At 58.3% G+C, this 26,437-nt stretch carries 26 protein-coding genes; 14 read left to right on the forward strand and 12 right to left on the reverse strand.

The features are described 5' to 3' along the window. Positions 1–19 precede the first annotated feature (19 nt). Both ACR0BT_RS04190 and hemA read right to left on the reverse strand, forming a co-directional pair. Positions 20–1,234 carry a helix-turn-helix domain-containing protein gene (locus ACR0BT_RS04190; protein ID WP_170608901.1) on the reverse strand — a complete coding sequence of 405 codons (1,215 nt, stop codon included), beginning with the start codon at positions 1,232–1,234 and terminating at the stop codon, positions 20–22. Positions 1,235–1,364: 130 nt separating this feature from the next. Then, positions 1,365–2,588, reverse strand: coding sequence for a 5-aminolevulinate synthase (hemA, locus tag ACR0BT_RS04195; protein WP_170403046.1), 1,224 nt, complete (start codon positions 2,586–2,588; stop codon positions 1,365–1,367). Between the two features lie 302 nt (positions 2,589–2,890). Here hemA and ACR0BT_RS04200 point away from each other — a divergent pair, with 302 nt between their 5' ends. After that, positions 2,891–4,276, forward strand: a complete 1,386-nt coding sequence (locus ACR0BT_RS04200; RefSeq protein ID WP_480762588.1) for a dipeptidase — start codon at positions 2,891–2,893, stop codon at positions 4,274–4,276. A 134-nt stretch (positions 4,277–4,410) separates the two neighbouring features. Here ACR0BT_RS04200 and lpdA read toward each other — a convergent pair whose 3' ends face one another. Then, positions 4,411–5,805, reverse strand: a complete 1,395-nt coding sequence (gene lpdA, locus ACR0BT_RS04205; protein WP_480762589.1) for a dihydrolipoyl dehydrogenase — start codon at positions 5,803–5,805, stop codon at positions 4,411–4,413. Between the two features lie 212 nt (positions 5,806–6,017). On the opposite strand from lpdA, the gene ACR0BT_RS04210 reads away from it, so the two are divergent. After that, positions 6,018–6,452, forward strand: coding sequence for a hypothetical protein (locus ACR0BT_RS04210; protein WP_170512961.1), 435 nt, complete (start codon positions 6,018–6,020; stop codon positions 6,450–6,452). On the opposite strand, the gene ACR0BT_RS04215 is transcribed toward ACR0BT_RS04210, so the two are convergent. From ACR0BT_RS04215 to ACR0BT_RS04230, 4 genes are all read right to left on the reverse strand, one after another. Beyond that, a complete protein-coding gene (locus ACR0BT_RS04215; RefSeq protein ID WP_170396541.1) occupies positions 6,449–7,027 on the reverse strand; it encodes a DUF924 family protein in 579 nt (192 codons plus the stop codon). The two genes, ACR0BT_RS04210 and ACR0BT_RS04215, sit on opposite strands and share 4 nt — an antisense overlap. Positions 7,028–7,134: 107 nt before the next feature. Continuing rightward, complete coding sequence (locus ACR0BT_RS04220; protein ID WP_170422201.1) at positions 7,135–8,406, reverse strand: MFS transporter; 1,272 nt, start codon at positions 8,404–8,406, stop codon at positions 7,135–7,137. Between the two features lie 106 nt (positions 8,407–8,512). Continuing rightward, positions 8,513–9,559, reverse strand: coding sequence for a tRNA preQ1(34) S-adenosylmethionine ribosyltransferase-isomerase QueA (gene queA, locus ACR0BT_RS04225; RefSeq protein WP_480762690.1), 1,047 nt, complete (start codon positions 9,557–9,559; stop codon positions 8,513–8,515). Positions 9,560–9,603: 44 nt separating this feature from the next. Beyond that, positions 9,604–12,987 carry a YhdP family protein gene (locus ACR0BT_RS04230; protein WP_480762590.1) on the reverse strand — a complete coding sequence of 1,128 codons (3,384 nt, stop codon included), beginning with the start codon at positions 12,985–12,987 and terminating at the stop codon, positions 9,604–9,606. A gap of 68 nt (positions 12,988–13,055) precedes the next feature. Here ACR0BT_RS04230 and ACR0BT_RS04235 point away from each other — a divergent pair, with 68 nt between their 5' ends. The 4 genes from ACR0BT_RS04235 to ACR0BT_RS04250 all read left to right on the forward strand — a co-directional run bounded on the left by ACR0BT_RS04235 (position 13,056) and on the right by ACR0BT_RS04250 (position 16,415). Continuing rightward, a complete protein-coding gene (locus ACR0BT_RS04235) occupies positions 13,056–13,517 on the forward strand; it encodes a peroxiredoxin (RefSeq protein WP_170512955.1) in 462 nt (153 codons plus the stop codon). An 85-nt stretch (positions 13,518–13,602) separates the two neighbouring features. Next, positions 13,603–14,421, forward strand: coding sequence for a ferritin-like domain-containing protein (locus tag ACR0BT_RS04240; RefSeq protein WP_170422471.1), 819 nt, complete (start codon positions 13,603–13,605; stop codon positions 14,419–14,421). Between the two features lie 178 nt (positions 14,422–14,599). Further along, complete coding sequence (locus tag ACR0BT_RS04245) at positions 14,600–15,925, forward strand: DUF5930 domain-containing protein (RefSeq protein WP_480762591.1); 1,326 nt, start codon at positions 14,600–14,602, stop codon at positions 15,923–15,925. Further along, positions 15,915–16,415 carry a bactofilin family protein gene (locus tag ACR0BT_RS04250; protein WP_170396528.1) on the forward strand — a complete coding sequence of 167 codons (501 nt, stop codon included), beginning with the start codon at positions 15,915–15,917 and terminating at the stop codon, positions 16,413–16,415. The genes ACR0BT_RS04245 and ACR0BT_RS04250 overlap by 11 nt, the downstream gene beginning before the upstream one ends. A 175-nt stretch (positions 16,416–16,590) precedes the next feature. Here ACR0BT_RS04250 and ACR0BT_RS04255 read toward each other — a convergent pair whose 3' ends face one another. After that, on the reverse strand, positions 16,591–17,211 hold the full coding sequence (locus tag ACR0BT_RS04255) for a cupin domain-containing protein (RefSeq protein ID WP_480762592.1): 621 nt from the start codon (positions 17,209–17,211) through the stop codon (positions 16,591–16,593). Here ACR0BT_RS04255 and aqpZ point away from each other — a divergent pair. Next, entirely contained in the window at positions 17,195–17,884 is a 690-nt protein-coding gene (gene aqpZ / locus ACR0BT_RS04260) for an aquaporin Z (RefSeq protein WP_170403069.1), read from the forward strand. The two genes, ACR0BT_RS04255 and aqpZ, sit on opposite strands and share 17 nt — an antisense overlap. A 52-nt stretch (positions 17,885–17,936) precedes the next feature. On the opposite strand, the gene ACR0BT_RS04265 is transcribed toward aqpZ, so the two are convergent. Together ACR0BT_RS04265 and ACR0BT_RS04270 are read right to left on the reverse strand one after the other, a co-directional pair. After that, positions 17,937–18,485, reverse strand: a complete 549-nt coding sequence (locus ACR0BT_RS04265; protein WP_170512043.1) for a peptidylprolyl isomerase — start codon at positions 18,483–18,485, stop codon at positions 17,937–17,939. Continuing rightward, a complete protein-coding gene (locus ACR0BT_RS04270) occupies positions 18,478–18,984 on the reverse strand; it encodes a peptidylprolyl isomerase (protein WP_170396522.1) in 507 nt (168 codons plus the stop codon). The genes ACR0BT_RS04265 and ACR0BT_RS04270 overlap by 8 nt, the downstream gene beginning before the upstream one ends. A gap of 135 nt (positions 18,985–19,119) precedes the next feature. Between ACR0BT_RS04270 and ACR0BT_RS04275 the strand changes: the two genes are divergently transcribed. From ACR0BT_RS04275 to ACR0BT_RS04300, 6 genes are all read left to right on the forward strand, one after another. Next, positions 19,120–20,310, forward strand: coding sequence for a phosphoglycerate kinase (locus tag ACR0BT_RS04275; RefSeq protein ID WP_480762593.1), 1,191 nt, complete (start codon positions 19,120–19,122; stop codon positions 20,308–20,310). Between the two features lie 130 nt (positions 20,311–20,440). Continuing rightward, positions 20,441–20,740 (forward strand): FtsB family cell division protein, encoded by a 300-nt coding sequence (locus ACR0BT_RS04280; protein WP_170626672.1) that lies wholly within the window; start codon positions 20,441–20,443, stop codon positions 20,738–20,740. Positions 20,741–20,912: 172 nt separating this feature from the next. Further along, a complete protein-coding gene (gene pdhA, locus ACR0BT_RS04285) occupies positions 20,913–21,902 on the forward strand; it encodes a pyruvate dehydrogenase (acetyl-transferring) E1 component subunit alpha (protein WP_170396516.1) in 990 nt (329 codons plus the stop codon). A 15-nt stretch (positions 21,903–21,917) separates the two neighbouring features. After that, positions 21,918–23,291, forward strand: coding sequence for a pyruvate dehydrogenase complex E1 component subunit beta (locus ACR0BT_RS04290; protein ID WP_170396514.1), 1,374 nt, complete (start codon positions 21,918–21,920; stop codon positions 23,289–23,291). Continuing rightward, positions 23,291–23,551 carry a hypothetical protein gene (locus ACR0BT_RS04295; protein ID WP_170403080.1) on the forward strand — a complete coding sequence of 87 codons (261 nt, stop codon included), beginning with the start codon at positions 23,291–23,293 and terminating at the stop codon, positions 23,549–23,551. Before ACR0BT_RS04290 ends, ACR0BT_RS04295 begins: the two co-directional genes overlap by 1 nt. Position 23,552: 1 nt before the next feature. Continuing rightward, a complete protein-coding gene (locus ACR0BT_RS04300; RefSeq protein ID WP_170396510.1) occupies positions 23,553–24,854 on the forward strand; it encodes a pyruvate dehydrogenase complex dihydrolipoamide acetyltransferase in 1,302 nt (433 codons plus the stop codon). A 71-nt stretch (positions 24,855–24,925) separates the two neighbouring features. On the opposite strand, the gene cysE is transcribed toward ACR0BT_RS04300, so the two are convergent. Beyond that, positions 24,926–25,735 carry a serine O-acetyltransferase gene (cysE, locus tag ACR0BT_RS04305; protein WP_170396508.1) on the reverse strand — a complete coding sequence of 270 codons (810 nt, stop codon included), beginning with the start codon at positions 25,733–25,735 and terminating at the stop codon, positions 24,926–24,928. An 86-nt stretch (positions 25,736–25,821) separates the two neighbouring features. Between cysE and ACR0BT_RS04310 the strand changes: the two genes are divergently transcribed. Further along, positions 25,822–26,160: a TraR/DksA C4-type zinc finger protein gene (locus ACR0BT_RS04310; protein ID WP_170626669.1), complete on the forward strand. Its 339-nt coding sequence runs from the start codon at positions 25,822–25,824 to the stop codon at positions 26,158–26,160. Here ACR0BT_RS04310 and ACR0BT_RS04315 read toward each other — a convergent pair. Then, on the reverse strand, positions 26,141–26,437 hold the full coding sequence (locus ACR0BT_RS04315) for a DUF7742 family protein (RefSeq protein WP_480570199.1): 297 nt from the start codon (positions 26,435–26,437) through the stop codon (positions 26,141–26,143). The two genes, ACR0BT_RS04310 and ACR0BT_RS04315, sit on opposite strands and share 20 nt — an antisense overlap.

A 26,437-nucleotide genomic window follows, 5' to 3' on the forward strand; every position in this document is an offset into this window, starting at 1 on the left:
TTGGGGAGCAATGCCAAGATCACTCGGCGGGCGCTTCTGCCGCCTCGGTCTGCAACTCGGCCACCAGTTGCTTGAGTGCGCTGTTCTGATCGGCCTCAAGATCGGCAACTGCGAAGGTTTCTGCAACGGCATCCTTTGACAGAACAACACCTTTGGCCACCGTACCCGGCGCGCCCACAGGACCAAAGTGTTCGCCATTCATGGAGAAATAGACCGACCCCGCGGCTCCTGCTCGCAGTTGCGGGGGTTCCTCGGTGAGCGGCACTTCAAACGTGCTGCCCTGCTCAACGGTGCCCAGAGTTCCTTCGAAAATCACGCTGCCATCGGCTGCAGTGACACGCATCCAAGCAGGGTTCACGGCCACGATCTTCAGCGTCGTATCCAGCTTTTCAACCACTTGAGGCAAGGCCGGGCGTTCAACCGTATGAACTTCGGTCACTTTGATTTGCGGAGGTTCAGGCGCGCGGAACGTTCCGACATTGCGCGGATCAAGGGTGGAAATCGGCGCATCGCGCGCCACCAGCACCGGCACATCAAGTGCCTGCGGACGATACAGACGATCCAGCGCTTCAGAGCTTGGCACCTCTGCGCTGGCCAGTTCCGTTGCCTCGGGCCGGGCCTGTGCGGCATCCAGCGGGTCAAGGTCTGTAAGCACGACGGGGGCCTGCTCAACCGGGCTGACCTGCACCTGCTGAATGCGGTTCAAAACCGACCAGCCCCCATAACCGATGCCGCCAATGACGGCCAACAGCACCAGCGTCGATCCAATAGCACGCGGTTCAATCTGGCTGACTACGGATTCGCGGCCCGGAATATAAGGCGTACTGGGCGAGACAAACGGATCACGCCCCATCGGCCCGCGTGAAGGCAGACCACCCTGCGCCTTTTTGACCACCGACGCCTCGGCCGACATGCCATGCGCAACCTCGAAACCGCTTTCCTGACAGAAGGTCGCAAAAGTCTCATCGGGGTTCATGCCCAGATAACGGGCATATGAACGCACATACCCGGCGATGAAGCCGGGTGTGTCAAAGGCATCGGGATCTGCATTTTCGATGGCGGCGATGTAGTTGGCTTTGATTCGCAGTTCACGCTGCACATCCAGAAGCGACTTGCCCATCGTTGCACGTTCGCCGCGCATGACATCGCCAAGCCGTACCTCATAGTCATCAAAACCCTTGGGTCTGACGTCCATGTCTTCTTCGGAATCGCGCTGTGATCTGCGCCCAATCATTCCTGCTGCCCCATCTTTGCCTGTCGCGTGTTACGCGCAAACGTCGAATCGCCCCTATAACGATTCGTCCGCTTCTTTTGTTAGCGTAAGCTTAACACGCAGCAAACTCGTTGCACACTTTAGCGTGAGGTTATCCAGCAAGTTCGGCGCGATTTAGCGCACAATGTGACCAAAGTTCGTCCATCGCCTGCACCAGACGGTTCATTTCGTCGGGTCCATGCACCGGAGATGGCGTAAACCGCAGACGTTCGGTGCCGCGCGGAACGGTCGGGAAATTGATTGGCTGCACATAGATACCATAGTCATCCAGCAGCATATCGCTCAACTTCTTGGTGTGGACTGGGTTGCCAACGATCACCGGCACAATGTGGCTGCCGTGATCAATCAGAGGCATGCCAAGCCCTTTCAGCCTCAGCTTAAGAATGCTGGCCTGGGTCTGGTGCTGCTCGCGCAGTTCAGGCGCGCGCTTGAGATAGGCCACCGAGGCTGCCGCCCCTGCCGCAACCGCAGGTGGCAGCGAGGTAGTGAAGATGAAGCCCGGCGCATAGGACCGGATGGCATCGCACATCTTAGCGCTGGCGGCGATATAACCACCCATGACACCGTAGGCTTTGGCCAGCGTTCCGTTGATGATGTCAATGCGATGCGCCAACCGATCACGCTCGGTTACGCCCCCGCCGCGGGGGCCGTACATGCCAACCGCGTGAACCTCATCAATATAGGTCAAAGCACCGAATTCATCGGCCAGATCGCAAATCTCTTCAATGGGTCCGAAATCGCCATCCATCGAATAGACCGACTCAAACGCGATCAGCTTGGGGGCTGCAGGGTCATCGGCCTCCAGCAACTCACGCAGATGCGCCACGTCATTGTGGCGGAAAATGCGTTTGGCCCCCCCGTTGCGGCGCACGCCTTCGATCATCGACGCATGGTTCAGTGCATCGGAATATATAATCAGGCCGGGGAACAATTTTGGCAGAGTGCTGAGTGTCGCGTCATTGGCGATATAGGCACTGGTGAATAGCAGTGCGGCTTCTTTGCCGTGCAAGTCCGCCAATTCAGCTTCCAGCCGTTTGTGATAGACTGTCGTGCCTGAAATGTTGCGCGTCCCGCCCGAGCCTGCGCCTGCGGCCTCCACCGCCTCGTGCATGGCCTCCAAAACAACAGGATTCTGACCCATGCCCAAATAATCATTGCCACACCACACGGTGATGTTCTGCTGCGAACCATCGGGACAAGTCCGTACCGCATGCGGAAAATGACCGTTCCGACGTTCAATATCGATAAAGGTCCGATAACGTCCTTCGTCATGCAGCCTGGCAATCGCTGTATCGAGCTGAGCAGTATAGTCCAACGGACCCTCCTTGGATGCCCGGTTATTATAGCCCCGGGCGACTTTTTTCGCCACTTCACAAGCCGGGCTGGAAGTATGGCGTCGCGTTCATCTGTCCAACTGGCCTACAGCCGAACAGCCGAACCCAACTTTGATTTGCATCAAATAACGCCAAACGCCTAAACCGACAAGCAAAGTTACGACCACAAGACGCGAGGAAACGCCGCAGGCCTTTCCCCCAGATCCAGCACAGAAACCTGCTGGACGGTACCGCCCATGCTGATAGGCTCTGTCCAATTTCAAGACCTTCCCAGGAGACCCCTATGTCGCTTGACGCTGTACTGAGCCGGATCGATACCGATCTGACCACCTCCATCGACCGCCTGATGGAGTTTCTGCGCATTCCCTCCATCTCGACTGACCCGGCCTTCAAGGACCAAGTCGACCAGGCTGCCGATTGGCTGGTGGCGGATCTGAAAAGTATCGGTATTGCAGCCAAAAAGCGCGAAACTCCGGGACATCCCATGGTCGTTGGCCATGTCGGTGAGGACAGCGGTGGGCCGCATGTTCTGTTCTATGGGCACTATGATGTGCAACCTGTCGATCCGCTGGAGCTGTGGACACGCGATCCTTTCGATCCGGCTTTGGAAGACACTCCACACGGACAGGTGATACGCGGGCGCGGCGCTTCTGACGACAAAGGCCAACTGATGACCTTCGTCGAGGCCTGCCGCGCCTGGAAAGCAGTGCATGGCACCCTGCCCTGCCGCATCACGTTTTTCTTCGAAGGTGAGGAAGAATCCGGGTCGCCCTCGCTCGTGCCATTTCTCAAAGCAAACAAATCCGAGCTTCAGGCGGATCTCGCGTTGGTCTGTGATACTTCGATGGTGTCGCGGGGGGTGCCTTCGATAGCGTCGCAATTGCGCGGCATGCTCAAGGATGAATTCACAATCATCGGTCCCCGCATCGACCTGCATTCGGGCCACTATGGCGGGCCGGGTCTGAACCCGCTGCGGGAACTGTCGCGCATCGTCGCATCCTTCTATGATGAAGAAACCGGCCGCGTCGCAGTCGAAGGTTTTTACGAAGGCGTACACGAAGTCCCGGCCGAGCAGTTGCGCCAATGGGAGAATTGCGGGTTCGATGAAACGGAATACCTGAATTCGGTTGGCTATACCGAGCCGCACGGTGAAACAGGCTATTCCACGCTGGAACAACAATGGGCGCGACCCACGCTCGAAGTGAATGGCCTTTGGGGAGGTTACAACGGCGCGGGCTCCAAAACCGTTATCCCGTCCGAGGCACATTGCAAGATCACCTGCCGCCTGGTCGGCGACATGGACCCGGACGCGCTCCGCAAAAGGATCCGCAAACATGTCGAAGAGCGCCTGTCTACGGATGCAAAAGTGGTCTGGGACAGTGATCTCGAAGGCTCTCCTGCTTCGGTGATGAACCTTAGCCGCCCAGAATTCGAAGCGGCCCGCAGAGCACTTTCGGACGAGTGGAATCGCGAGGCCGTTTTCACCGGGATGGGCGGATCAATCCCGGTGGTTGGATATTTCAATACAGTGTTGGGGCTGGATTCGATGCTGGTTGGGTATGCCAATGACGATGATGCCATCCACTCGCCGAACGAGAAATACGACGTCAAAAGCTTCCACAAAGGCATCCGCTCGTGGGCCCGTATATTGGAAGCAATAAATAAATGAGGATCCTTTGCGAGGCTCTGCCTCGCGCTCCGATGTATTTTCGGCCAGATGAAGTACGGATCCCCTGCTTCATCTGGCTATAAATATCTCGGGGGAGTCGCGGCTTGCCGCGGCGGGGGCAGAGCCCCCTGTCCTTACATGTGGATCACGCGTCCATAGGCATCCAGCACGCTTTCATGCATCATTTCAGACAGCGTCGGATGCGGGAAGACGGTGTTCATCAGGTCTTCTTCAGTGGTTTCCAACTGGCGACCGACCACATAGCCCTGAATAAGCTCTGTGACTTCGGCACCGATCATGTGTGCACCTAGCAGTTCCCCAGTCTTGGCATCGAAGACGGTCTTGATCAGTCCCTCGGGCTCACCAAGCGCGATGGCCTTGCCGTTGCCGATGAACGGGAAGCGTCCGACCTTGATCTCATAGCCCAGCTCTTTGGCCTTGGCTTCGCTATACCCAACCGAAGCGACCTGAGGCTGGCAATAAGTGCAGCCCGCGATGCTTTCAGGCTTGACCGGATGTGCGTGTTTGCCCGCGATCAGCTCAGCTACCATCACGCCTTCGTGGCTGGCTTTGTGTGCCAGCCAGGGCGCCCCGGCGATATCACCTATTGCGTAAAGCCCGTCTACCCCAGTGCGGCAGTATTCATCGGTGACCACGTGCGTGCGGTCGATCTTCACACCCAAGGCTTCAAGCCCGAGGTTTTCCACATTGCCGACGATGCCCACGGCCGAGATCACCGTGTCAAAATCGTGTTTCTCAACCTTGCCTTTCACCTCGATATGCGCAGTCACCTTGCCCTTGGCGCGGTCCAATTGTTTAACCATCGCCTTTTCCATGATGGTCATGCCCTGCTTGGTGAAAGCTTTCTTGGCAAATGCACTGATCTCGGCATCTTCTACAGGCAGCACTCGATCCATCACCTCGACCACGGTCGTGTCCGCGCCCAACGTGTTATAGAAGCTGGCGAATTCGATCCCGATCGCACCCGAGCCGATGACCAGCAGTTTCTTGGGCATCCGCGGCGGTTGCAGCGCGTGTTTGTACGTCCAGACCAGATCGCCATCCGCTTCAAGGCCCGGCAGTTCGCGCGCCCGGGCACCGGTGGCCAGAACGATATTCTTCGCGGTTAGGTCTTCCGTGCCTTTGTCTGTTTTGACGCTGACCTTGCCCTTGGCGGGGATCGATGCCTCGCCCATGACAACAGCGATTTTGTTCTTTTTCAGCAGATGACCTATACCGCCGGACAACTGCGCGGCAACACCGCGCGAGCGCTTCACAACCGCATCCAGATCGTAGCCGACCTTGTCGGCTTTCAAGCCAAAATCCTTGGCACGCTCCATCAGGTGAAACACTTCCGATGACCGCAGTAGTGCCTTTGTCGGGATACAACCCCAGTTCAGGCAGATACCACCCAGATGCTCGCGCTCGACAACAGCGGTCTTCAGGCCCAGTTGCGCCGCGCGAATAGCGGCTACATAGCCACCGGGGCCAGCCCCGATTACGATCAGATCATAAGATTGTGCAGCCATGTTTCCCTCTCGGCACAGGTCAGTTCAAAAACTAGTTTACCGTTAAACTATTTTTTACAACGCATCAACATCAGAGCCCGCGACATATGTGACGCGGGGTCAAATCAGGTATTTGGGGCTGAATTCAGCCTATACCCACGTTACCGCAAAGGCTAGAACTGACGAATATGCACTACCAGTTTTTGACCTTCCCGATTTTCGAAAGGCGTATCATGGCTAAAACGCTCAAAGATTTACTGCTCGCTCTTTTGAACGCGACATTGATATTGTTGGCTTTATGCCTGTTTCTGGGGTGGAAACTTGCGCAGTCTGTCGATCAGATCCGGGTCGGGTTTGCTGAGAACCTGCAGGTCGTGGCGCCGCTACGAGATCAGGCGCAGGGAATTCGTGGGGAACTGGCCGCGTTGCGCAGCGATCTTGCAACCCTTAGCAGTCGGGGCACGCAACTCGATGCGGTCACGCGCCAACAGCTGAATGCGGCATTGCGACGTTTGGGTGATCTGGAGGGGAAGCTGGAAGACACTCAGACCCGATTGGCGGGCCTGGTCGAAAAACCAGAAGACTTGATCGACTATGCCATTACGACATCCGCCGACACTGTTACCGACCGCCTTCTGATCCTAAAAGGCTGTGAGCCCGCGACCTAGGTCGCGGCCTGCAACTCGCGCACAGTCGAACCATATCCGCCATTACTGACATATGCGGCTTCGTGTTCAGTAGTCGCGCGTTCCAGCGCATCGTTTCGATACGGGAAACGACCGAACTTGCGGATCACCTCACGATGAGCGCGCGCATGAAGCAGATTGCTCTCGCCGCCTTCCGGCATCCGTTCGATCATAAGGCGCACACAGCGCTCCTGATCGCACAGATTTTCCGAATGCATCATCGGCAAATAAAAGAACTGCCGCGCCGGTTCGTCGATCTTAAGATCCCAGCCTTTGTCGACCGCGCATTTCGCTGCAGCCAGTGCCGCCCGATCCGATGCAAAGGCCTGTTTGCTTCCCCGGAACATGTTGCGAGGCAACTGATCCATAAGAATAATATAGGCCAGCGAACCGCTGGGATAGGTCAGCCAAAGCGAGAATTTACCCTCACACGCGGCTTCCCATGTTGAAAGAAATTTATCCCGGATCCGCGCATCCAGCGCTTCATCCTGCAGGTACCACCCCTCGGGGCCAACCTCATCTAACCAAAAACTCAATACTTCTTCAGGACCTACCATTGCCCTAGACTCCGTAATTGCCCTCCCCAGGACGTAACGTCATTAAAATCACTTTTACAGATTTGTGACAGTAACATATTGCAACACAAAAGTCACATTTCCGGCGCTCAGGCGGGTTCTTGCGTATCCTGCTCGTCCTGGGCTGCTTCAATGGCGACCTCTTGCGCAACTTCCAGGGCAACGGGCGAAGATGTCGGGTAGATCGGGGCAATCGATCCGGTTTCATCCACGGGTTTGTAAACGCGCTGGGTCATACGATAGGCCGCATAGGCGGCCATGATGAACATCAGCGCCGCGATGAACAGGAAAAAGCCTTGTGGGCCGAGCACGCCAGCCCCCATTAGCCAACCGGTGATAATTGGACCTGCGATTGCGCCCAAGCCGTTAATAAAAACCAGACCGCCCGAAGCCGCCGACATATCGTCATACTCCAAGTAGTCATTGGTATACGCGATCAACAGAGAATAGAGCGGGCTTGTCATGCCGCCGATGATAAAGGCAGCTACGAGAAGCATGGTGAAAGTGACGCCCAGTATCATGCCTATCACGGCGCCTACCCCACCAACAGCGGCCACCAGCATGATCAGCAGACGGCGGTCCATTCTGTCGGACATCCAGCCCAACGGATATTGCAGGACTACGGCGCCGATATAAAACACCGCTACGAAGGTCGAAATCTCGACCAGACTCAATCCAACCTGAGCGCCATAAACGGCGCTCATCCCGAATTGCGCTGAAAATATCCCGCCAAGCAAGAACATGCCGACGCAGCCCAGCGGCGATGTTTCCATCAGCTGGCGCAATGTCATTGGTTTGGTGGTATCGAACGCCGGGGTCGGAGAAATGGACAGCAGAATAGGCGCAAATGAGATCGAAACCAGTATAGAAGCGATGACAAAGGTCTCATATCCTGCCGGGTCGCCGACCAGCAACAAGGCCTGGGCACTCACCACTCCTGTCATCTGCACCATCATATAAAGCGACAGCGCCTGCCCTCGGTTCTCGTTGTTTGCGGCATTGTTCAGCCAGCTTTCCGCGGTCACATACACGCCCGAAAAACAGAACCCGATAATCACGCGGCCAATCGACCATGCAATTGGATCGGTCAGCATCGGATACATGATCATGACAGCCGAGATGAACGAGGCCAGCGCCGCAAACACGCGCACGTGCCCCACGCGGCGGATCATTTCAGGTGCCAGACGCGAGCCGCCAAGGAACCCAAGGAAATAGGCCGACATCACAAAGGACATCTCTAAGGTCGAGAATCCCTCGATCTCCCCACGCACCCCCAGCAACGTGCCCTGCAGGCCGTTGCCGACCATCAGCAACCCCATTCCCAGAAGAAGCGCCCAAGCGCTGGAAAGAACCTGAAGCATTCTGCCTATCCAAAATTGCCGGTGTGTTTTGTCCGCTTTGCCGTCAATGACGAAGCACGTCGCGCTTGTCTACGACATTGTAAGGGCGCAGATGGCCAAGATACGACTATGGTATCAGCAGAGACGCGTCGCCGTATGAGAAAAAGCGATATTCTTCTGCGATAGCGTGGTCATAGACCGACTTGACCCGATCCTGCCCAATCAACGCCGAAACCAGCATCAGCAATGTGGATTTCGGCAGGTGGAAGTTGGTCATCAGCGCATCAGTGACGTGAAATTCAAAACCTGGGTATATGAAGATATCGGTCTCGCCCTCCCACGGCGCGATCCGGCCGCGTCGTGCTGCGCTTTCGATCAGTCGAAGGGCAGTTGTGCCCACCGGGATAACGCGCCCGCCCGCTTCTTTGGTCGCCGCAATCTCGGCAGCGGCCTGCGTGCTGACCCGTCCCCATTCGGCGTGCATCTTGTGGGTGGTCACGTCTTCCACTTTGACCGGCAGAAATGTGCCTGCCCCCACATGCAGTGTGACATGCGTGAACTCGGCACCGCGCTCCGATAGCGCCTGCAAAAGCGCATCATCAAAATGCAAGGACGCGGTTGGGGCCGCTACGGCTCCGGAGTTTCGCGCCCACACAGTTTGGTAGTCGGTCTTGTCCTGTTCATCCGCTGCACGTTTCGCTGCGATGTAGGGAGGCAACGGCATCGCGCCGGCCTGCTCCAACGCTTGATCGAAATCCTCTCCGGTCAGGTTGAAGCGCAGATAGGCTTGGCCATCGGCAACTCGGTCCAGGGTTGCGCTCAGATCGTCTGAGAATACGATCTCTTCGCCCGGTTTGATCTTCTTAAGCGGCTTGATCAGCGCGGCCCAACAACCATCAGATTGCGGGTCCAGCAACGTTGCCTCAATCGCGGCAGATACCGGCCCTTGCGCGCTGTCACGGTGGCGGCGACCGCTGAGGCGAGCGGGAATGACGCGGGTGTCGTTCAGCACCAGACGGTCCCCGGGCTGCAATATGTCCGGCAGATCGAACACGTGCCGGTCCTGAACAGCATCACCCTGCGCAAGCAGCAGTCGCGCGGACGAGCGCGGGCTGGCGGGACGCGTGGCAATCAGGTGTTCGGGCAGGTGGAAGTCAAAGTCGCTGAGTTTCATGGCCGCGCCATACATCGGCCCGACAGATTCGGCCACAGCTCAGATCAGCGATCCTCACCACGTGTCTGGAAGGCGGGATTGGGTTCGCCAGATCGATCCGGTGTGGCATTCGGGCCATCCGAGACCGTTGGCGCAGGCTCGCGCAACAGGTTGCGCAGAAACAGAGGTGCGAGACCAGACAGAGGATTGACCGAAACTTGCGGGTCGGACAGCGGTCCGGACAAAGTGTAGTTGAAGGCAAAGATACCTTCCCCCTTTTTGGTCAGAACGCTGCCAATTGCATTGACCAGATAGATCGGTGAAATCGCGCCGCGCAGGTTCAGCATCCCGGCTACAGTGTCGACCGTACCATCAAAGGACAGCCCCATTGATGGCCCCACGGCACTACCGCTCAGCACTTTCACCTCGGTCGGAGTGATACGCATTTTGCTGTCGATGGCTGCGAAGAAAATACCTTGCCCCGCCATTTCATCCAGCAACCCCACCAGACTGATCGCGTTCAATATCGCTGCCATGGCCGGGGCGTCCGTGATCCGCGTATTTTTGATTTTCAGGTCGACGTCATAGTTTCCAGGCTCTGCGATCGGATCCAGCTGCAATTGCATTGTTCCACCGCGTGCCTGCGTCAGAACCCCCGCTGATCGCAGAACTGCCCCTGCATCGTCCGAGGTTAGACCAACCGCAGATCGGGACGCGCGCGGGGTGACCTGACCGCGGATCGCTGCACCGCCATTGACTTGCGACGCAAAGCTGCCGGTCAGTCCGCCAGTGGTTTGAAACGAGCCAGTCAACCCGGTCAACGCAACGGATTCAGTGACTTGTAGTCGGTCCAGCTTCACATCCAGCTTTGGCCCGGGCCCGGCAGCACCACCGCTGCTACCTCCCTCACCGATGGTGGATTTTCCCAGATCAAGCACGCCGCCCAACACACGGATATCTGGCAGCGCGGCACCACGCCCAATCAATTCCGCCGGAACTGCAAGCCAGTCGCCCAGTTCGAACGTGCTGAACCGTACCCTTTCGAACCCGCCATCCCGGAACGAGATCGCTGCAGTTGTCCGTAGACCAGCAGCGTTGATCCGAAGGGAATCGACACTTAGCTGAGCGCCCAGCGTGGCCTCGGCAGTCAGAGAGCCGCCAGTGCTGGCTGATTTGCGCCATCCAAGCTCAGGGATCGCCAGCGCGACACCAACCAGATCGGATTGTGCGGACAAGCGCGGGGGCTCACCCGCACCAAGACTCAGGCTGAAATCGGCGATCCCCTCTCCGGTCAACATGCCGCGCGGCAGTCCGGCATTGATTTGTTCCATCAGACGCGGGGAGAATTCGATTTGACCTGTCAGTTCGCTTTGCTGCGGGGTTTCGCCTCCGATCGGCTGCCGCCAAAGCGCTTCAACCGGTACAACACCAAACAGCCCCTCGCCCTGGATGGCCACTTGCGTCTGGTCGCCGCTCAGGTCCAATCGGTCTGCGCTGACTTCAAATCCGGGTACCAGCTTGCTGCTGTCCAAATTCGACAACTCGCCAACGAAATGGAACCTGGTATCTTCCAGCTTCAGGCCCTTGATCAGCGGCAAGGAAAGCGTTCCACTCAGACTGACCTGACCGTCGGCCAGATCCACCGGCAGATTGGCCTTGGTCAACAGTTGCAGCGGCGGCCGGTCCAGCAATGACATGGCTGCGGTTACACTGCCGCTGGCCTTAATCCGCGCAATGGCCGGGGTGGTTTTTTTGATGCCGGTATCGGGGATGATGAACGAGGTGCCCGAGGCATCAACGGTACCTCCTTCATCCGCGATCACAATCCCCTTTTGCGCCGAGACGGTAAAGCGCCGGTTGAGCAGGCTGGCCTGCCCCTGCGCGTCTTGGATAGTTGGCAACGTCTTGGCGAACCGAATCTCGGTCTCGTCGAATTCGAAATCCGCATAGATGTCCGGCTTTTCGCCGGGCCGTAGACGCAGGGCGAAATCCAGATCGGACATTTCTCCGTGATAGAGGTTATCGGTGACCCAAAGGCGCGGTTTCGGGGCAAGTCGTTCGGGCCAGTAGTTCAACAGCTGATCAGAGCTCATCCGATCAATCTGTGCATCAATGGCTGCGACCCAGCCGTCGGTCAAACCAGCCAGAGACCCGCTGAGCCGTGCGCGATGTGCACCGTCTTCAACCGTCATTTGCCCCAGCTGTATACGGAACGGCGCAAGTTTCATCTGGAAATCAACATCGGCCCGCGTCAGATTCAGTGCTTCGGGGAACAGATTGGCCGGGTTGATCTCAATCCCGCTGAGGCGGAACTGCCCCGACATACTGTCCAACCCGCCAGCTTCGACCCCATGTAGAAAGGCCTTGCCATCTGCCTGCACCGTACCCCAGGCAGACTGGATCGAGACTTCGTTGAAATCCAGCGCCTGTTGTTTCGGGTCGTAGGTAAAATACGTCCGCGCCGCGTCGAATTTGATCGGTGTTGTTTCAGGCGTGGGCTGCACGGCGCCTGCACCCAGATTCAACGTGGCAAAGACCGGCCCCAGCGCGCCCTCAGTATCAATGCCACCCCTCAAAGCACCTGAGATCGGTGTGCGAAGTACCTGCATCCATGCCAGCGCCGGGCTGTGGCCTGCGATATCCTCGGCGGGAAGATCGGTGATCGAGATGCCGAACTGCGCAGCCGGACTACCCAGCAAACTGGTGTAGTTGGCCTCGATCGTGCTGACATAATCGCGACCGGCCAGCACCGAGAAATTGGTGGCCAGACGAACCTCACCCGCGTTGCGGTTGGCCTGAATGCGCCCGCCGTCCAGCACCCAGGACCGGCCCAACCGCAGGTCCTGATAGTCCAGCGTAATTGCATCCAGTTCGACCGAGGTCAGGGCTGACAAAATAGGTGCCTGGAACACCTCGTCCGATGATTCAATCAGCTGCGCCAGGTTCCGGGCCTGACCGACCGGCGCACTTCCGGCACCGACCGTCAGCGACAGCGCTCCATCGACACCCCGTGTCAGTGCAATCTGCGCGCCTTGCAATATGATCCGCTTCGGGCGCACATGCCCGCGCAACAGCGGGCGCATCGACAGGCTGGCCCGCAGGTCGGACACTTCGGCAATCTGCCGTCCGTCCGCATCGCTGATACGAACATCGGTCAGTCGCAATCGCGGACGCCAGCCTTCATGAATGATGAAACTGACATCGCCGAACCGAACTTTGACGCCACCCAATGTCTGATCAAGGCGCGCCTCGACCCGGTCGCGCAACCAATCCGGCGCGTGCATGCGCTGGCCGACAACCATAAAGCCGGTGACCAGTGCCAGAAATCCAAGGATGAAGACACCGCGCAATGTCCACAGCCCTGCGGTCCGACGCCGCGACCGACGGCGGGGTTTCTTATCCGCCTTCGTGTCATCCTGCTGTTCTTGCTGGACCAATTTGCGTCTCACGCCTTTCAACCTGTCAACGGAGCCCTATGATATGCGGCAACCGTTAATTTCTCAGCCGGAGTTTGAATATGCCCGAAGTCTCAGACATCGCACCCGACTTTACACTGCCTCGCGACGGCGGCGGCGAGGTGACCCTGTCGGAACAGCGTGGCCGCGCGGTCGTTCTGTTTTTCTATCCCCGCGATGATACGCCGGGCTGCACCAAGGAATCCATCGGTTTCTCGGAACAACTACAAGCCTTTGCGGATGCGGGTGCTAACGTTTTCGGCATCTCGCGCGATACCGTGGCAAAGCATGACAAATTTGTCGCCAAGCACGGCCTTACGACGCCGCTTTTGTCCGATGAGGGTCAGAGCGTGTGCGAAGATTATGGCGTCTGGATCGAAAAGAACATGTACGGACGCAAATCCATGGGGATCGAACGCTCGACCTTTCTGATTGATGCGGATGGAAAAATCGCCCGCGTCTGGCGCAAGGTGAAAGTGCCGGGTCATGTGGACGAAGTGTTGGAGGCCGCACGCGCGCTCTAGCCCTCTCGACCCGCGCGGGCATCAAGGGTATGACCCGCGCGGAGTGAAGCGTAAGGGGGCAAGCGTGTCAAAAACACTGACCGAAATGGCGACCGAGGTTTTGACCACATCAGTCGGTCGCGAGAAAACCGCCCTGTCCAAACGATACGCCGCTGCCTGGTTCGCAGCCCGGCAAGGCGACGCGCCCAAGATCGAAGTGGGCACCGCAAAGCCACCGCTATACCCTGCGCGACCTGAAAAGCCCGAACTGTTGTCGCCTCGTGATGTACCGCGCCGAAGGGCGGGGTCCGAGGCCGGCCGCATCGCACTGTTGCACGCTGTCGCTCATATAGAGTTGAACGCCGTGGATCTGCATTGGGATATCATTGCCCGGTTTGGCCATGTGCCCATGCCCATCGGCTTCTATGACGATTGGGTGAAATGCGCCGAAGAAGAATCGCGCCATTTTGAGATGGTCTGCGACTGCCTCGAACAGATGGGGAGCCACTATGGCGCCCTGCCCGCCCATGCAGGCATGTGGCGCGCCGCCGAGGACACCGCACAGGATCTTATGGGTCGTCTTGCCGTCGTCCCAATGGTGCTTGAGGCACGTGGGCTGGACGTGACCCCCGGAATGATCGACATTTTCCGCAAGGCCAAGGCTGACGACGCAGTCGCTGCACTGGAAGTGATTTATGCCGAGGAAGTTGGTCACGTCGCCTATGGCTCGAAATGGTTCCACTTCTTGTGCGGGCGCGAGAATGCCGACCCCAAGGATGTATTCCACGCCCTCGTCCGCCGCTATTTCCACGGCGCGCTGAAACCACCATTTAACGAAGAGAAACGGGCCGAGGCCGGACTGCCGCCAGATTTCTATTGGCCCCTGACCGAAGACCTGCCACCACCCGGAGTTGTGTCGGACTGACCGCAAATGCTCGCTATCGGCAAGTTCTCGCCGATCACGTGCGGTAATTCTCCGTTCATAGCTCTTGATTGGTTAACAAACTTGCCCGAATGCCTCGACCGCTTTATGCAATCGCGTCAAGGAGCGGCTACTCACTCACGACCGGCTCCGAGATATGGGGACAATTGAGGTAGGACGCGTGCGGACACGTCTGGCAATTAAACTACACTCACTGCTCGAGCGGCACTTTCCAGAGCGCCGTGTTTTTCTGAAATCTGACAACGACACGCGGTTCATCCGACTGAGTTCTGAAACTCAGATCGCTGCAGTCGCCGGTGTGTCGGTGATGGTCGCCTGGACCGCGATTGCCACGTCAGTTCTGTTGATGGACAGCATCGGATCGGGCAATTTCCGGGAACAGGCCAAGCGCGATCAGGCTACGTATCAAGAACGTCTGAACATCCTGTCGGAAGAGCGCGATGCGCGTGCGGCCGAAGCGCTGGCTGCACATGACAGGTTTAACGCAGCTCTGGAACAGATTTCGGTCATGCAGTCCGAATTGCTGGAATCCGAAAACCGCCGGCGCGAGTTGGAAACCGGCATCGAGGTGATCCAAACCACGCTGCGTGCCACTATGAAGCAACGCGAAGACGCGCGGACCAAACTGGCCGAACTGCAACCCAGCAATGATGCGGACGCGGCTTATGCGATGGCATCGGCAAACCCGGAACAGATGGCATTTATGACCGATGCCCTGGCCCGGACCGCGGCGCAGCGCGACCAGATCGCTGCCGATGCGCAAGGCGCGTTGGACCAGCGTGACGAGCTCGAGCTTGAAATCCGCCTGATGCAGGAGCGCAGCGACGAGATTTTCCGCCAGTTGGAAGAGGCGATGCTGATCTCGGTCGAACCTCTCGACAAGATGTTCCGCAGCGCGGGCATGCCAACAGATCGTATCCTCGACGAAGTTCGGCGCGGATATAGCGGTATGGGCGGTCCGCTGACCCCTTTATCCTTCAGCACCCGCGGTGAGGAGCTGAGCCCCGACCAGATCCGCGCCAATATCCTGCTGGAACAGATGGACCAGCTGAACCTCTATCGCATCGCTGCGGAAAAGGCCCCCTTCGCCAGCCCTGTGCGCGCCGCTGTCCGTTATACCAGTGGCTACGGAACCCGCCGCGACCCAAAGACCGGCGGTCGCCGCATGCATAATGGCGCTGATTTCGCCGGCCCCTCGGGCACCGATATCTTCGCGACTGCTGATGGTGTTGTCACTCATGCAGGCTGGCAATCGGGTTTCGGACGGCTGGTAAAGATCAAGCACGCCTTTGGGATTGAGACACTTTACGCTCATAACACCAAGGTACGCGTAAAGGTTGGTCAAAGGGTCTCGCGCGGGGATCATATTGCTGATATGGGTAGCACCGGACGGTCGACCGGCACACACCTGCACTACGAGGTCCGTGTGAACGGAAAACCTGTTAACCCAATGACTTACATCAAGGCTGCGAGAAATGTTTTCTAAGAGCAAAATCAACGAACCCGGATCGAAAGAGACTGAGGCAGCAAAACCAGCCGCTCCGGCCACTCCGGCAACACCTGCACCGGCTGAAACAAAGGCCAGCACCCCTCCCAAGCCCAAGCCACCCGCATCGGTGCTGTCCTCGGATTTGCACATCACCGGTAACATCAAGACCTCGGGCGATATCCAGGTCGAGGGCACCGTCGAAGGAGACATCCGCGCCCATCTGCTGACCATCGGCGAGACTGCCACCATCAAGGGCGAAGTCACTGCAGATGACGTAGTGGTCAACGGCCGTATCGTGGGCCGCGTGCGTGGGCTGAAGGTACGTCTGACCTCGACCGCGCGGGTCGAAGGCGACATCATCCACAAGACCATCGCCATCGAAAGCGGTGCGCATTTCGAAGGGTCTGTCCAGCGTCAGGACGACCCGCTGAACCCGGGCCGCAGCGGCAAATCCGGCGCCAACCCGGCGGCGGAAGTTAAGCAGTAGGCCTCTGTCGAGAAGACAAATTGACAGCGCCGCAGGATCACCTGCGGCGTTTTTTGTTTTAGGGGTGTTCGTCTAAATCTAACAGTGACCTCAATGCGGGACGATGCGGCCTTACACCGCGCAAGTGCCGCAATCCGCTTGGTTGATCAGGAGGGCTTGGTCTGCGCTGCTGCCGCTACTCGTACTGCACGATCACCGAAAGAAAATCTTCATCGCTTGTTACAACTGTGTGGTGGCCTTTGCCGTGCTTGTCTTCCATATGCCAGACGTCACCCGGACCAATATCCCTGAATTCCCCGTCGCTCGCGGTCACACGCACTGAGCCAGAAAGACAAATGAGCTTTTGAGCGACGGGCGTGGGATGAATTGGCTCATCCCAACCCTTCTTGAGTCTCAAGAACATGGTTTGCTTGACAGCCTCCGGCTTTGAAATCTCGATTGCTTTCGCAGGTGGTGCAAAGCTTTGCTCTTCAAGTGCGACTTCGATGTCTTTCCAATGGCTTTCGCCTTGAGCATCCGAATACAGCTTTTTGAACTTCACTTTGATACCCCCGCCACATCGCAAGCCCACAACCGATACCGGACATTGGGGCGCAAAGGAGAAAAACGCAAGTTGGGCCGAGTGTGTCGTTCTCAATCGCCAGCTCACCGGAATAAGCATATTCCCTAACAGTCCCCCTATCTGACGTGTCTTGAAGGAAAATTCCCCACAATCCACAGTTTCACAAAAAGCGTTTTTTGAATTAACCTTAAAGTCATTGATTTCTGGAGGGCTTTTCATGTCATCAAAACTCATGGCCGAATTCTTCGGTACATTCTGGCTGGTACTCGGCGGCTGCGGCAGCGCGGTGCTGGCTGCAGGTGTGGCCGATGTGGGTATCGGCTGGCTGGGCGTTTCGTTCGCTTTCGGCCTGACCGTGCTGACCATGGCCTATGCGGTCGGCCATATCTCTGGCGGGCATTTCAACCCGGCGGTCAGCCTTGGGCTGATGATCGGCGGGCGGTTCGATGCCAAGGATCTGATCCCCTATTGGATCGCTCAGGTGATCGGCGCGATCGCGGCGGCAGCCGTGCTGTATCTGATCGTCAGCGGAGCGCCGGGTTTTGAGGGCGTTGGAGGGTTCGCGTCGAACGGGTATGGCGAGGCGTCACCCGAAGGCTATTCGATGATGTCCGCATTGATCATCGAAATCGTCATGACCGCGTTCTTCATCGTGATCATTCTCGGCGCGACCTCCAGCGGAGCGCCCGCCGGGTTCGCCCCGATTGCGATTGGATTGGGGCTGACGCTGATCCACCTGATCTCGATTCCGGTGACCAACACCTCGGTGAACCCTGCCCGGTCAACCGGCGTGGCGTTGTTTGCCGATGGTCCGGCACTGGCGCAGCTGTGGCTGTTCTGGGTGGCACCTTTGATCGGCGGCGCGATTGGCGCACTGATCTGGCGGGCGATGTCGGACGACGATTGATCCAGCCGCACCAAGATCCCCCCGGCCCGCAGAAGCGCGCCGGGGTTTTCTTTTATTCGGTCACCGTGACCTTTTTCATCGCATCCGGTTGTCCGATCACTGCGCCATTAGGGCCATCGCCCCGCTTGATCGCATCGACAACGTCCATCCCTTCTGTCACCTGACCAACAACGGTGTACTGACCATTCAGGAACGGGCCGGGCTCGAACATAATGAAGAATTGCGAGTTCGCGCTGTCTGGGTCCTGCGCCCGCGCCATACCCACGACGCCCCGGTCATAATTGAAATCCGAGAATTCGGCAGGCAGATCAGGGCGATCCGATCCACCCGTACCCGCGCGACGCATGTCGCCACCGACACGGCCAAACTCAACATCGCCGGTCTGCGCCATGAACCCATCGATCACACGGTGGAACACAACCCCATCGTACTGACCAGCAGCGGCCAGAGCGGTGATCTGCTCTACATGCTTGGGCGCAATATCCTCGAATAGATCAACGGTGACGGTGCCATTGGCGCCCTCGCCCTCGATCTCAATCTCAAGCCCGGTTGCCAGCGCAGGGCTGGCCAGCAAGGCAAAAACTGCAGCCAGCTTATGCATCGGCAGCCACCTTAACACTGATCATGCGGTCGGGGCTTGCAGGCGGCTCACCACGCACAATCGCGTCCACATGCTCCATCCCGTCGATCACGCGGCCATACACGGTATATTGACCGTTCAGGAAATGGTTGTCCTTGAAGTTGATGAAGAACTGCGAGTTTGCCGAATCCGGGTTGGCCGAGCGTGCCGCACCCAACGTGCCGCGATCATGGGGCAGTTTCGAAAACTCTGCCGGAACGTTCGGCAGCGACGATCCACCGGTGCCCGCCATACGAATGTTGAACCCGTCTTCCATGTCGCCATGCTGCACGTCGCCGGTTTGCGCCATGAACCCGTCGATCACGCGGTGAAATGCGACGTTGTCATATTCGCCACCACGCGCCAGCTCTTTCATGCGGGCCGAGTGCTGAGGGGCCACATCAGGCAGCAATTCGATGACGACATTGCCGTCTTTCAGCTCAATGATGATCGTGTTTTCGGGGTCTTTGATCTCGGCCATCTGGCCCTCCTGTCTTTGAAACTTGCGCAAATACCTATGACGCGGGCGCGCGAATGCCAAGTGACGCATTGACCTGAACGCAAAATGCAGGAAAAGAACCGCTGAAACTGGATGCAATGGGCAAGGATGAGCGCGATGGGCTGGAAATCTCTGGACGATATGGATCTTGGCGGTAAGCGGGTTCTGGTGCGCGTGGATATCAACGTACCGGTCGCGGATGGCGTGGTGACCGACGACACCCGCATTCAACGGATCGTGCCAACCGTGCGCGATATCCTCGCCGCAGGCGGTAAACCCATCCTGCTGGCCCATTTCGGACGCCCCGGTGGTCAGCATGTACCCGAGCTGTCATTGAAGCAGCTTGTGCCAGCACTTGAATCCGCTTTCGGGGTTCCCGTGCGCTTTGCCGATGATTGCGTAGGCTATGAGGCTGAAACCGCAGCCTCCGCCCTGGCTGAAGGTGAGGTTCTGCTGCTGGAAAACACCCGCTTCCATGCCGAGGAGACCAAGAACAGCGTCCCACTTGCCCAAGGCATGGCAAAGCTGGGCGACATCTATTGCAACGATGCCTTCTCGGCCGCGCACCGCGCCCACAGCTCGACCGAGGCGCTGGCCCGTCTGCTGCCCGCCTGTGCCGGACGCCTGATGCAGCAGGAACTGAGCGCACTTGAGGCCGCCCTGGGCGCACCCAAGCGGCCTGTCACAGCGGTTGTCGGGGGCGCCAAGGTGTCGACCAAGCTGGACCTGCTGGGCAACCTGATCGAGAAGGTTGACTATCTGGTCATCGGTGGCGGCATGGCCAATACATTCCTACTGGCCCAGGGGATCGATGTCGGCAAATCACTGGCCGAGCACGCCATGACCGATACCGCCGCCGAAATCCTCGGCAAGGCCGAAGCCGCTGGCTGTACGATCGTCCTGCCGCGCGACATCGTCGTGGCCGAAGTGTTCGAGGCCAACGCGCCGCATCAGGTGCTGCCCGCTGATCAGTGCCCTTCGGACGCGATGATCCTAGACGCCGGTCCCGAAAGCGTCGCAGCCGTGTCCGAAGTGCTGAAAAAATGCCAGACCCTGATTTGGAACGGCCCACTGGGGGCGTTTGAGCTGACCCCGTTCGATGCCTCAACCAATGCGGCGGCGCTGAAGGCGGCTGCACTAACCCGCGATGGCAAGCTGACCTCGGTCGCAGGCGGGGGCGACACGGTGGCCGCACTGAACGCCTCGGGCGCGGCAACGGATTTCTCATATATCTCTACTGCTGGTGGTGCCTTCCTTGAATGGATGGAAGGCAAGACCTTGCCGGGTGTGGCCGCGCTGGACCCGTAAGCGCTCAAACCTCAGGTCTCAGCTTTTTCTACTCAGGGGATTCACAAGCCGAATCACCTGTGACATAGTGCGTCGAGACATCCAAAAAGGGTGCGTTTCTGAGGCAGTATTTCACACGGCGGTTAACACAGTGTCCCGTTCCAATCGGCCCGGTTTAGGGGCCTTCATTTTCTTCACGATCGCCTTCATGCTGGGGGTGTATTTCACCTTTGCCGCCGTTCAAGGGGATTACGGTCTGTTTCGCCGGGTCGAGATTGCCGCCGAGCGCGATGTTTTGTCTCGCGATCTGGCGCAGCTGAACGCCGAGATCGAGCAGATGGAGAACTTGACCCGCCGACTGTCAGACACCTATCTGGATCTCGATCTGCTGGATCAACAGGCCCGCTCAGTGCTCGGCATGATCCGCGCGGATGAGATCGTCATCCGCTGACGAAATTTTTGACTAAGAATCTCTGTACCTTAACGCCCGGAAGATAAGCTGTGGCAGGCCGCAACTCGCGTATCCTGCCCTCGCGTAACATTAGTACTCGCCAGAACGTGTGAAATGCTCTATGAGATAGTTTAACGCTAAACTATCTTGCCGAAAGGGGGAGATCGCCACTATGGCTGCGCGAAAAACCACAAAGAAACCAAATGTTTCTGCGGAAGAACTGACCACATATTACCGCGAGATGCTGCTGATCCGCCGATTCGAGGAAAAGGCAGGTCAACTCTACGGCATGGGTCTGATCGGCGGTTTCTGCCACCTCTACATCGGTCAGGAAGCGGTTGTTGTCGGGCTTGAGGCCGCGGCCAAAGAAGGCGACAAGCGCATCACATCCTACCGCGATCACGGCCACATGCTGGCCTGTGGAATGGACCCGGGCGGCGTAATGGCCGAATTGACCGGTCGAGAGGGCGGGTTGTCCAAAGGCAAAGGCGGCTCGATGCACATGTTCTCGAAAGAGAAGAATTTCTATGGCGGCCATGGCATAGTTGGCGCACAGGTTCCGCTGGGTGCGGGTTTGGCGTTTGCTGACAAGTATAAAGAGAACGGCGGCGTCACCTTCACCTATTTCGGTGATGGCGCAGCCAACCAGGGTCAGGTCTATGAGACCTTCAACATGGCAGCTCTTTGGGAGCTGCCGGTGGTATTCGTGATCGAAAACAACCAATACGCCATGGGCACCGCGCAGGCGCGCTCGACGTCGTCAGCCGACATATACCACCGCGGCCAAGCCTTTGGAATACCGGGCGAAATGGTGAACGGCATGGATGTGCTGGCCGTCAAAGCCGCAGGTGAAAAAGCGGTCGCCCACTGCCGTGCGGGCAAAGGTCCCTACATCCTCGAGGTGAAAACCTACCGCTATCGCGGCCACTCGATGTCTGACCCGGCCAAGTACCGTACACGCGAAGAGGTTCAGAAGGTCCGCGAACAAAGCGATCCGATCGAACATGTACGCGAGCTGCTGCTAACCGGCAAACACGCGACCGAGGATGACCTGAAGGCGATCGACAAAGAGATCAAAGAGGTCGTCAATCAGGCCGCCGAATTCTCGAAAGAAAGCCCCGAGCCGTCGCTGGACGAGCTCTGGACTGATATCTACGCCTGAGAGGACGAATAAGACATGGCAACCGAAATTCTCATGCCCGCCCTTTCGCCCACGATGGAAGAGGGCACATTGGCCAAGTGGCTGGTCAAGGAAGGCGACACCGTATCCTCGGGCGACATCATGGCCGAGATCGAAACCGACAAGGCGACGATGGAGTTCGAAGCCGTCGATGAAGGCATCGTCGGTAAGATTCTGATCAGCGAGGGCACCGAAGGGGTCAAAGTAAACACCCCTATCGCGATCCTGGTCGAAGATGGTGAAGACGCCTCCGCCCTGCCCGTGGCTGCGCCCGCAGCCGCAGCGGAGGCCGAAGCCGCCCCTGCGGCGGTTGAGGCCCCCGCTCCTGCCGCAGCAGCCCCCGCTGCTCCGGTTGTGGACCTGTCGCCCGATTGGCCTGCCGACGCCGAGATGGCGCAGCAAACCGTCCGCGAAGCCTTGCGCGACGCGATGGCCGAAGAAATGCGCGGCGACGAAGATGTCTATCTGATGGGCGAAGAAGTCGCTGAATATCAGGGCGCCTATAAAATCTCTCAAGGCCTGCTCGATGAATTCGGTGCCAAACGTGTCATCGACACCCCGATCACTGAACACGGCTTCACCGGCATCGCCGTCGGCTCGGCCTTTGGCGGGCTGAAACCGATTGTCGAGTTCATGACCTTCAACTTCGCCATGCAGGCGATTGATCAGATCATCAACTCTGCCGCCAAAACGCTTTATATGTCTGGCGGTCAGATGGGCTGTCCGATCGTATTCCGTGGCCCTAACGGTGCCGCTGCCCGCGTGGCCGCGCAACACTCGCAGGACTACGCCGCATGGTACATGCAGGTGCCCGGTCTCAAAGTGGTGATGCCCTATTCCGCAGCCGATGCTAAAGGTCTGCTGAAATCAGCCATCCGCGACCCGAACCCCGTGGTCTTCCTGGAAAACGAAATCCTCTACGGCCGGTCCTTCGACGTGCCGCAAGTGGATGACCTGACCATCCCGCTGGGCAAGGCCCGCATCTGGCGCGAAGGCTCGGATGTGACCATCGTCAGCTTCGGCATCGGCATGCAATATGCGCTGGAAGCCGCAGACAAACTGGCCGAAGACGGCATCAGCGCCGAAGTGATCGACCTACGCACCATCCGCCCGATGGACACCGGTGCGATCATCAACTCGGTGATGAAAACCAACCGTCTTGTGACCGTCGAAGAAGGCTGGCCGCAAGGTTCCGTTGGTAGCTACATCAGCTCGGTCGTCATGCAGGAAGCGTTCGATTATCTCGACGCCCCGGTCATCACCCTCACCGGCAAAGATGTTCCGATGCCATATGCGGCGAACCTCGAAAAGCTGGCGCTGATCACCACTGATGAGGTGATCGCTGCGGTGAAACAGGTGACCTACCGGTAATGGAGATCAGGGGCCGCGATCCAGCAACCGAATGCTACCGTGTCGAGATTGACATCGACAACCGCATCGTGCGGGCGCTTGTACCCGAACGACTGGCGGCGGATATGCGGTTGATCGGCGCGCGCCCCTCACACCAGACCGCCTATGTCTGGATGGCGGAGAACAAAGACAAAATCGAGGCTGCGATTGCGACACTCGCACGCGGCACCGGGCGCCCCAAGGCGCCCTTTGACCAAATTACTCTGATTGAGGAGCGCTGAAATGCCCACCGAAATCCTGATGCCTGCCCTGTCCCCGACGATGGAGGAAGGCACACTTGCAAAATGGCTCGTCAAGGAAGGCGACACCGTCTCCTCGGGCGATCTGCTGGCCGAAATTGAAACCGACAAGGCAACAATGGAGTTCGAGGCTGTTGACGAAGGCACCGTCGGCAAGATCCTTATTCCTGAGGGAACCGAAGGCGTTAAAGTCAACACCGCCATCGCAGTCCTGCTGGAAGATGGGGAAAGCGCTGATGATATCGGTGCAACGCCAACCGCTGCTCCCGCGGCTGCGCCAGCTGCCGCAGCGGGCAACGAGGCTGCCGCACCGGCGGCACCCGAGGCGCCCGCCCCTGCCCCAGCGGCACCGGCCAAAGCGGATGGCGGTCGTATCTTCGCATCCCCCCTTGCTCGTCGGATTGCCGCGCAAAAGGGTCTAGATCTGGCTCAAATCTCAGGTTCTGGCCCTCATGGCCGTATCGTCAAAGCCGATGTGGAAAGCGCCACAGCCGCACCTGCAGCGGCACCTGCGCCTGCTGCTGCAGCCGCCCCAACCGCCGCCGCTCCCGCAGGTCCATCGGCTGACGCCGTGGCCAAGATGTACGAAGGCCGCGAATACGAAGAGATCAAACTCGATGGCATGCGCAAGACCATCGCCGCGCGTCTGTCTGAGGCCAAACAGACCATCCCGCATTTCTACCTGCGCCGGGATATCAAGCTGGATGCGCTGCTGAAATTCCGCAGCCAGCTGAACAAGCAACTCGAAGGCCGGGGTGTGAAACTCAGCGTCAACGACTTTATCATCAAGGCCGTCGCCAACGCGCTGCAGCAGGTGCCCGAGTGCAATGCCGTCTGGGCGGGTGACCGGGTTCTGCAACTGAAACCTTCGGATGTGGCTGTTGCCGTCGCCATCGAGGGCGGTCTGTTCACTCCGGTCCTGCAAGATGCCGACACCAAATCGCTGTCGGCGCTGTCGACCGAGATGAAAGACCTCGCCGGACGCGCCCGCGAGCGCAAGCTGGCCCCGCACGAGTACCAAGGCGGTACTTTCGCAGTCTCGAACCTCGGCATGTTCGGCATCGACAATTTCGATGCCATCGTGAACCCGCCGCATGCAGGTATCCTCGCAGTTGGTACCGGCCTCAAGAAACCTATCGTGGGCGATGACGGAGAACTGACGGTCGCAACCGTCATGTCCGTCACCATGTCGGTCGATCACCGGGTCATCGACGGCGCGCTTGGCGCTCAGCTGCTGCAAGCCATCGTCGACAACCTGGAAAATCCGATGGTCATGTTGGCCTAAGCTCAGAAGATCATGCACAAAAAAGGCCGCCTCGAACCCCGAGGCGGCCTTTTTCATCTATTCACTCCGAATTACTGGTCTTTCCCCAGCATATGATCCATCGAGATTGACGGCTGATCGCACCCGGCCTCGCCCACGATCTTGGCGGGAATGCCAGCGACCGTCGTGCACGGTGGCACTTCCTGCAGCACCACTGATCCGGCGGCGATACGGCTGCAATGGCCAACCTCGATATTGCCCAGAACCTTAGCACCCGCGCCGATCAGAACGCCGTCACCAATGGTTGGATGGCGCTGTTCTTCTTCCTTGCCGGTCCCGCCCAGCGTCACCGAATGCAGCATCGAAACATTGTCCCCAACCACAGCGGTTTCACCGATCACGATAGAATGGGCATGGTCGATCATGATGCCTTTACCGATGCGGGCAGCTGGATGGATATCAATGCCGAATATCTCGGAAGATCGCATCTGGAAGAAATACGCCAGATCATGGCGCCCCTTGTTCCAAAGCCAGTGGGCCACGCGATAAGCCTGCATCGCCTGATACCCTTTGAAATAAAGGATCGGTTGCAGCAGGCGGTGGCAGGCCGGATCGCGTTCATAAACAGCCATCAGGTCCGCGCGCGCGGCTTCAATCAACGCTTTGTCGTCAGCATAGGCCTCATCCACGATCTCACGCAGTACCATCATCGACATCTCATTCGAGCATAGCTTGGCCGAGATGCGATAGGACAATGCCCTCTCAAGACTGCGGTGATGCAAGATACAGGCGTGTACCAACCCGCCCATCAGCGGCTCTTTCTCGACGGCTGCATGGGCTTCCGAGGTGATGCGGTCCCAAACCGGGTCCACAGGTGTCACTTGGCTGCGCGTTTCGAACATGGCTTTTCATCCTTTGCTGCGCTTAGAATAGCCATCTAGTCGTAAAATTACCAAACGCAAACCCTTGATATGCACTACAACAAAAAATGAACTCAGCCGATCTGGACCATTTTCGGAAGCTTATTCACCAGCGCCTTCGCGATCTGGCCGCGCAATCCGCCGCCGGTCAGGATGCGCAATCAGTTGTGGAGCTGGATCAACAGGCAGTGGGTCGGCTCAGCCGGATGGATGCGTTGCAAAATCAAGCAATGGCCAAGGCGCAACAGGCCCGGCGCGACACCGAAACGCATCGGCTTCGGGCCGCTCTAAACCGGATGGACGAAGACGATTTCGGCTATTGCGAAGATTGCGGCGAGGAAATAGCGCACGGAAGGCTAGAGCTGGACCTAGCCGCCTCAAAATGTGTCAGTTGCGCATCTGGCTGATTTGAAACCGGATCAGTTTGCGCAGAACCATCTCGAAACATTGGCAATATTGCAGATCGTCGAAATTTGGTTCGTCTGCCAAGGGCCGGCAGCACGCGGCTGCCATCAACGAGCCATTTCCATAAACAGGATGCAACCGCCCAGTTCTGGCGACATGTCGATCCGCCAGTTCGGCCTCAGCAATCATGAGGGTAATTATCCTATCGCGGTCGGTTCGCGGCGCGGCCAGCAAAGCCCGCGCCGCCGCGCTGAGATCTCCGTGCAGGACTGGCCGCAC

The sequence above is a fragment of the Ruegeria sp. CJ6 genome (assembly GCF_056536665.1).

Coding starts and splice junctions, on each gene's coding strand:
- ACR0BT_RS04190 (WP_170608901.1), bottom strand. CDS start 1,234: ATGATTGGGCGCAGATCACAGCGCGATTCCGAAGAAGACATGGACGTC.
- ACR0BT_RS04200 (WP_480762588.1), top strand. CDS start 2,891: ATGTCGCTTGACGCTGTACTGAGCCGGATCGATACCGATCTGACCACC.
- lpdA (WP_480762589.1), bottom strand. CDS start 5,805: ATGGCTGCACAATCTTATGATCTGATCGTAATCGGGGCTGGCCCCGGT.
- ACR0BT_RS04210 (WP_170512961.1), top strand. CDS start 6,018: ATGGCTAAAACGCTCAAAGATTTACTGCTCGCTCTTTTGAACGCGACA.
- ACR0BT_RS04215 (WP_170396541.1), bottom strand. CDS start 7,027: ATGGTAGGTCCTGAAGAAGTATTGAGTTTTTGGTTAGATGAGGTTGGC.
- ACR0BT_RS04220 (WP_170422201.1), bottom strand. CDS start 8,406: ATGCTTCAGGTTCTTTCCAGCGCTTGGGCGCTTCTTCTGGGAATGGGG.
- queA (WP_480762690.1), bottom strand. CDS start 9,559: ATGAAACTCAGCGACTTTGACTTCCACCTGCCCGAACACCTGATTGCC.
- ACR0BT_RS04235 (WP_170512955.1), top strand. CDS start 13,056: ATGCCCGAAGTCTCAGACATCGCACCCGACTTTACACTGCCTCGCGAC.
- ACR0BT_RS04240 (WP_170422471.1), top strand. CDS start 13,603: ATGGCGACCGAGGTTTTGACCACATCAGTCGGTCGCGAGAAAACCGCC.
- ACR0BT_RS04250 (WP_170396528.1), top strand. CDS start 15,915: ATGTTTTCTAAGAGCAAAATCAACGAACCCGGATCGAAAGAGACTGAG.
- aqpZ (WP_170403069.1), top strand. CDS start 17,195: ATGTCATCAAAACTCATGGCCGAATTCTTCGGTACATTCTGGCTGGTA.
- ACR0BT_RS04255 (WP_480762592.1), bottom strand. CDS start 17,211: ATGAGTTTTGATGACATGAAAAGCCCTCCAGAAATCAATGACTTTAAG.
- ACR0BT_RS04265 (WP_170512043.1), bottom strand. CDS start 18,485: ATGCATAAGCTGGCTGCAGTTTTTGCCTTGCTGGCCAGCCCTGCGCTG.
- ACR0BT_RS04270 (WP_170396522.1), bottom strand. CDS start 18,984: ATGGCCGAGATCAAAGACCCCGAAAACACGATCATCATTGAGCTGAAA.
- ACR0BT_RS04275 (WP_480762593.1), top strand. CDS start 19,120: ATGGGCTGGAAATCTCTGGACGATATGGATCTTGGCGGTAAGCGGGTT.
- pdhA (WP_170396516.1), top strand. CDS start 20,913: ATGGCTGCGCGAAAAACCACAAAGAAACCAAATGTTTCTGCGGAAGAA.
- ACR0BT_RS04290 (WP_170396514.1), top strand. CDS start 21,918: ATGGCAACCGAAATTCTCATGCCCGCCCTTTCGCCCACGATGGAAGAG.
- ACR0BT_RS04295 (WP_170403080.1), top strand. CDS start 23,291: ATGGAGATCAGGGGCCGCGATCCAGCAACCGAATGCTACCGTGTCGAG.
- ACR0BT_RS04300 (WP_170396510.1), top strand. CDS start 23,553: ATGCCCACCGAAATCCTGATGCCTGCCCTGTCCCCGACGATGGAGGAA.
- cysE (WP_170396508.1), bottom strand. CDS start 25,735: ATGTTCGAAACGCGCAGCCAAGTGACACCTGTGGACCCGGTTTGGGAC.
- ACR0BT_RS04310 (WP_170626669.1), top strand. CDS start 25,822: ATGAACTCAGCCGATCTGGACCATTTTCGGAAGCTTATTCACCAGCGC.